The following is a 6,000-nucleotide window of genomic DNA, read 5'->3' as shown; positions in this document are numbered from 1 at the left end:
GCCGGCCGGGCTCGCGCGAGTCAGCGGGGCGTGGCCCGCTGCCGCGCTTCGCCTAAAACGGCAGCCACCGGCTCTTGTGCGTGATGTTCATGTATCCGACGTTCACGCCTGCCCGCCAGCCGACGCCTAGGCGGATCGGGATCAGGACGACGTTGCCGCGGCGGAGATACGTCGCGGCGAAACCGCCGACCAGGTACAGTCGGCCTTCGACGGCGGGGAAGCGTTTGTAGAGTTCCTCGGTGTCGTAGAGGTTGTAGACCAGCACGAAGACCTTGTTCGCGTCGCCGCCTATGTCGAAACCGACCGAGGGGCCGGTCCAGTAGACCGGCTGCTGGCCCTCGACCTTGTGGCTCATGATCCCGGAGCCATAGCGGACGCCGAGGATGAACGCGCCCGAGGCCTCGCGCCCGGCAATGTACGCGTTGGGCTGGCCCTGGTCCTTGAGGATGTTCTCGAGGATGCCGCCCAGGCCGGCTGCGCCCTTGCCGAACACGCCTTCGCCCGCCGCGAGCAGGTCGTCGCGCTGATAGGTGTCGGCGGCCTGCATGGTGGCCTCGGCGCGCGTTTCCGGGGTCGGGGCGGTGGGCGTCTGGACGGGCGGCGGGGGCGGCACGTCCTGGGGCGGCGTCTCGGGATAGGTCGGATCCGGCGCGGGGCGCGACGGCTGCGTGGTCGCCTGCGGGCGCGACGGCGCCCGATAGGCTTGAGCGGAAAGATCGCCGTCGATCGCCTGGTTGGGATCGATCGTGCGGACCTGCGCCGACGCGGTGCCCCCGCAAACGGCTGCCGCAAGGGCACCCAGGCCAAGCCAGACGCTACGCATGTCGATCGATCCCCAAAATACTAAGGCGTCCCGTGACGGCGGCCCGAGACGGCGGATTGACCACCGGGATACCCGTCGCTGCCTAAGTTAACCAACGTCGGCCTTGCCGCGCAATGAACGAACCGGGCGCCCGTGTCGAATTTGGGCGAATACGGGGTGAATGGCGGGAATGCGGAAGATAGGGATCTGGGCTTGCGGGTTTCGGGGTTATCACGGCGCGGATGCGGTGGTCGGAACCGAGGCCGGCCCGAGGAATACCGGAATTCGCGAACCCGACCCATTACAGGCGTTGCCCCCTGCACCGACCCTCGCTATAGCCCCGCATCTGCTGCAGCCGGAGACGTGGGTGAGTGGCTGAAACCAGCGGTTTGCTAAACCGCCGTACCGGGTTTACTGGTACCGAGGGTTCGAATCCCTCCGTCTCCGCCAGCGGCGCTTGTAACCTGCTCAAATTTAACGATTTTCTTTCGCCGGGCATTCGGTGTCCAACAATCTGACCAACATGCGTTGGCGGATAGGCAGTTACAGGGGGGACTCTACGATGTGGCTCATTCAGCGGCCTGATAGCGGGGCGAACCCGTTGATCGTCTCCCTCACTGAAGCCGCTGACGGCGCGGTTGAAGCATTCGGCGCGTTCGCGTTCGCTAGCGCCAGCGGTATCCAGCTTCTAACCTCGTCCGCGAATATGAAGGCTTTGCTAGCTGGTGGCCCTGTCGAACTTGTGATCGGCATTGACGCCATAACGGACACGTCGGCTATCGATGCGTTCAAGGCTGCGGGAATGCTCTACCCGAACCTAGCGGTAGCGGTCTTCGTTCACAAAAAGGCGGGTTCAATCTTTCATCCGAAAGTGATGTGCTTCGTCTACCCTGATGGTACCGGAAGAGCGCTAACCGGTTCGGGAAACCTTACGCAAGGAGGCCTCAAGTTAAACTGGGAAGCATTCTCGGTTCAAAACCTCGACGTTGCTGCCGTTTCTCAGCTGAAGTCGGAGTGGGGTACATGGAAGGCCGGCTCGGCTAATAGTCTCAAGCCTGTCGACGATCATGAGGTGGCGGCTCTAGCGAACCGTAATAAGCTTACACGGCAAAAGCTGAAGCGCATAGCCGAGATAGCTGTCGAGCAAGAGGATGCGGTTGACGAAATCGTTGCTGAGATCAAGCATCAGCTTGGGCTGAATCGGATGCTGATTGCCGAAGTTCCCAGAAACAAGAATCGGCTCAGTCAAGTAGGATTCGATAAAAGTACCTATCAAGGGTACTTTGGTGTTGATATCGATGACGGCAAGACGATTTATCTCCATCCCGTCGGGAAAGATGGTCAGGTTGGGGCCTTGGAAGTCTCTGAGGCCGTTTCGGTCAAGAGCCAAAACTTTAGGTTTGAGGTTCGGGGCGTCGTCGGCCCGTACCCAAACGATCGCCCCATACTCATATTTGAGTCAGTTGCTGAGGACACGTTCAATTACTTGTTCATTGTGCCGGGTGACGATGGATACAGTGCTATAAAAGATTGGTTGGATGCTGGTCATCCAAAGGAGCGTGTAATGCGTAGGATCGAGACAACAGCGCCGGTTTTAGCGAGTGTTTGGCCGACTTGTCCGATACTATAGCTGGCAGCTTATCAAAACCTCCGATGTACCGCCGGCATCCTTATTCAGCTTGTCACTGTTGAGTTTGCTATGGGTGAGAGCAGAAACAATATTGACATCTACACGCGTGAAGACGGTCCTAGCAATCCCAAGCAAGTCGTTAAGCGCCAAAACGCGAGGACGGCCTTCGACTGTATCATCGAACGACGAGTATGATAGTACCAGCGGGACCTTTAGTGTTTTCACGCCCTCGAACAGCGCTCTGAACGCAGAAGGCGCTTTCGACTTGATACAAAAGTCTGACTGGTGGCGGTCGGCGCGATACATACCACGGCTCACACGGCTTCCCATTCCAAGGTTGCTCATAGACACCTCAGGATCGTCGCCCAATGCGATGGTCTCTAGAACATGATAAAACCGACTGTAATGATCACGCGTATAGGGTGGATCGGCGTACACTACGGATACGGCACCCCCGAGGTCGCGCAGAGCGTCAAGGTAATCAGCTTTGTAAGCAAGGTTGTCAGGTGACGCCGGGCTAGGTAACTTCGCATACTGGCGCTCAACCTCATCAAGAGTTTCGAGCGTGCCTTTCGATCTGTCCGACATCATTTTGCGTAGAAGATGTAGCTTGACGCTTCCGTCCTTAGAGCGTGGCTGCAGAGGCTGGGCGAACTGCTTTCCGACCGTATTGACGATCTGCGAGGCCGTTCCCAACACGACGGCTAGCGCTATATCGTTGCCAGCGTAGCCAACCCTGCAGGTCTTCACAGCAGCGTCCAGGGTCAATGCCTGCTGGTATGAGAAGAATGTTCCTCCATAATGGCGAAGGCAGACAGATTCGACGCCGTCTATTCCAGAATCTTTCAGATTCCTGAGTGTTAGAAGCTTTGCCCGATTAAGGGCATTAGTGTGCGGCGTCCCCCCCATCTGCATTTCTAGTATCGAGCCATGTTCCACGACTTCGCATAGCGAGTCCGGGCGTCCTTTCGCGGCTTCAACAAGCGCCGCCCGTTCAATGGCAAGCAGCGGACGAGCGGCTTCGTTCAATTCTATAAGCCGACGGCTAGTTTCGACGTCATGACGTAGCTCAGATGGAGGGGGGGAGCCGCCGATTACCGCGCTGCAAAGCACGCGCGAGTACGCCTGTATATCAACCGCAATTACCTTACGGCGTCTCGCCGCAGCGAACGACACGGTACCTGATCCTGCGAACAGATCGCACACAGGGCCGCCAGAAGGGTCGACACGGTCGAGCGCGTCCAAAATCGACGGCAGCATCCGCAGCTTGCTGCCGATATAGTGGATGGGTCGAAAGTGGTCGTTGGTAGTTCCGGAAGCGCCCGTACGGGCCGTGTCGTCGATAAGCTCGCTTGCGCTCGAATCCGATATGAGCAATTCCAACCCCGGCAAAAACTAAGACGCGCTTCCTAACGCATTCTAGACCGAGGTCCATATGTCAGTTCGATCCGCCCGGGCAGAAGCGCTCACCCCGCTGCATCCAAGCGCTACGCTGGTGGGTGCGGGAGGCTTCAAGCGCGTCGCGAAGCATTCTGTCGTGCCTAACACTGACGGCAACGCGGTAATTCACGGTGACAATCTTGACGTTCTAAAGGCAATCGCGTCTGATTTTCATCAGCAAGTGCGGTGTATATACATTGATCCGCCGTACAACAACGGCGAGAACTTTCTGCACTACGACGACAAACAGGCTCATTCAAAGTGGATGGAGCATATTCGGCTGCGATTACCGCTCCTGCGTGACCTGCTTACTGCCGATGGTTCGCTTTGGATTTCGATCGATGACCGAGAGGTGCATTACATGCGCCTTATGGCTGAGGAAGTCTTCGGCCGCGATAACTTTGTTACCACGATCGTTTGGAATCACCGTAAGAGCAGAGAGAACCGTAAGGTATTCTCCAATAATCATGAATATATCTTATGCATTGCTAGAGACATAAAAGCGTTCAAGAAAGCTCGTAATCTATTACCAGCCTCGAACGAAATGTTGGCAAGGTACAATAATCATGATGATGACCCTAGGGGGCCTTGGCAGTCAGTTTCTGCAAACGTGCAAGACGGTCATGCGACTGCGAGTCAGTTCTACTCTATCACCGGCCCGACCGGAAAGGTATTCAACCCACCTCGCGGACGCTGTTGGGTTTACAACAAGGCAAAGATGAACGAGCAGATTGCTCTGGGCAACATCTACTTTGGTAAGAAGGGTGACGGATCGCCGCGCATAAAGAAGTTTCTGTCGGTAGCAAAAATGGGAATGGCGCCACAATCACTTTGGACGGCTGATGAAGTCGGGACTACGGAGACGGCAAAGAGGCATGTTTTGTCGGTTACATGCGGTCTCGATGTCTTCGATACTCCGAAGCCGGAGCAACTGGTCGACAGAATAATCCATATCGCAACCGATCCGGGGGATTTAGTCCTTGATGCGTATCTCGGGTCGGGAACCACAGGTGCCGTTGCGATCAAAACCGGCAGGCGGTTCATCGGCATTGAGGCTGGGGACCATGCCGTTACGCACTGCTGTAGTCGGTTGCGGCAAGCGTGCGGCGGGGAGAGGGGAGGCGTGTCCGAAGCTGTCGGTTGGACGGGAGGGGGCGGCTTTGAGTTCTTCCGGGCAGTCTAACCAACGCGAGATCTATAGCTTGCCCCGCGCGCCCTTTAGCTCATGTAACAATCGCCTGCGAGCTCCTCAAAAACGTTGGTTGCGTTGAACTCTGATGTACTTGCTAAAGTGCGTTATTGGCGGCCTATAACCTTGCTGCCTACGGGCGCGGTCCGCTGACTAACGCTCCGGGCAGATGCCGTACTACCCAATCTTTATGACCGAAAGCATCAGTCGGTATCGTGCCGCCGGGGCTGGCGTTATGCGTGAGCGCTACCGGGGGGGCGTTATGCCAACCGACGTTTCTTTGCTAGTTCCGGCATGTAGCGCTATGGTGACGCCATCTTAGGCTCAAGTTTTTGACTGTCCACGATTGGTAGTTGAGCGGGATGCGGTCTTTCGCGTAGGCTTTTCACGCGTTCTAAGCGAGCGTTCGATCTCGTCCATCCTATCGCGAAGGGTTTGGATCGCTTGTAACCACTCACTCTGCGGCTCTGGAGTTGCCTGCTTCGCCGGACGTTCGTGTACGGCAAGATCTAGTGATCGTTGCTTAACTGCGTTGATGTAACCTGATTGGGCTCTGTTATTGTCGCGCGGTAGCGCGAATGGAGCCGCGATGCCAGGCAACACTTCAACTTGTATACTTCGCGATACAAGCCCTCTTACAGGAATTCTGGCGCCAGGTTCGGAGGCCCACCGTATAAGCTCTTCATAGCCAACGTCCGCTCTGGGCTTAGAGAAGAGGTCTGATGGTGCGACCAGCTCCTTACTTATTATGCGGCCCAACCCCTCGAAGTCTGAAAGTACCCGAATTGGTGACCAGCAGCCTGCAAAGGCACCTGCCCATATCGCTGCAGTCGGAAAAGCCTTGCTGTAGCGCTTCAAAAGTTCTGGAAGGATCGCGGCACCTGGATCAATGAAGCTTGCGGCAAGCCCTAACGCGGCGTCAGCTGAGCGATTGCGGAG

4 protein-coding genes and 1 tRNA gene are annotated in these 6,000 nt (G+C 56.9%); 3 read left to right on the top strand and 2 right to left on the bottom strand.

The window, feature by feature from the left end:
- Nucleotides 1-52 precede the first annotated feature (52 nt).
- Entirely contained in the window at nucleotides 53-823 is a 771-nt protein-coding gene (locus H8S47_RS10000; protein ID WP_187503724.1) for a DUF1134 domain-containing protein, read from the bottom strand.
- Nucleotides 824-1,159: 336 nt separating this feature from the next.
- Here H8S47_RS10000 and H8S47_RS09995 point away from each other — a divergent pair.
- Together H8S47_RS09995 and H8S47_RS09990 are read left to right on the top strand one after the other, a co-directional pair.
- Nucleotides 1,160-1,252: transfer RNA gene (locus tag H8S47_RS09995), tRNA-Ser, on the top strand.
- A 112-nt stretch (nucleotides 1,253-1,364) separates the two neighbouring features.
- A complete protein-coding gene (locus H8S47_RS09990) occupies nucleotides 1,365-2,432 on the top strand; it encodes a phospholipase D family protein (RefSeq protein ID WP_187503723.1) in 1,068 nt (355 codons plus the stop codon).
- On the opposite strand, the gene H8S47_RS09985 is transcribed toward H8S47_RS09990, so the two are convergent.
- Nucleotides 2,427-3,815, bottom strand: coding sequence for a DNA adenine methylase (locus H8S47_RS09985; protein WP_187503722.1), 1,389 nt, complete (start codon nucleotides 3,813-3,815; stop codon nucleotides 2,427-2,429). The two genes, H8S47_RS09990 and H8S47_RS09985, sit on opposite strands and share 6 nt — an antisense overlap.
- Nucleotides 3,816-3,867: 52 nt before the next feature.
- On the opposite strand from H8S47_RS09985, the gene H8S47_RS09980 reads away from it, so the two are divergent.
- Nucleotides 3,868-5,055, top strand: a complete 1,188-nt coding sequence (locus H8S47_RS09980; protein WP_187503721.1) for a site-specific DNA-methyltransferase — start codon at nucleotides 3,868-3,870, stop codon at nucleotides 5,053-5,055.
- The last annotated feature ends 945 nt before the right edge of the window (nucleotides 5,056-6,000 follow it).

It is taken from the genome of Sphingomonas albertensis (assembly GCF_014358075.1).
Taxonomy (GTDB): domain Bacteria; phylum Pseudomonadota; class Alphaproteobacteria; order Sphingomonadales; family Sphingomonadaceae; genus Sphingomonas; species Sphingomonas albertensis.
The sequence above is the reverse complement of the archived record's forward strand: the minus strand, read 5'-3'. Positions and strand labels throughout refer to the sequence as shown.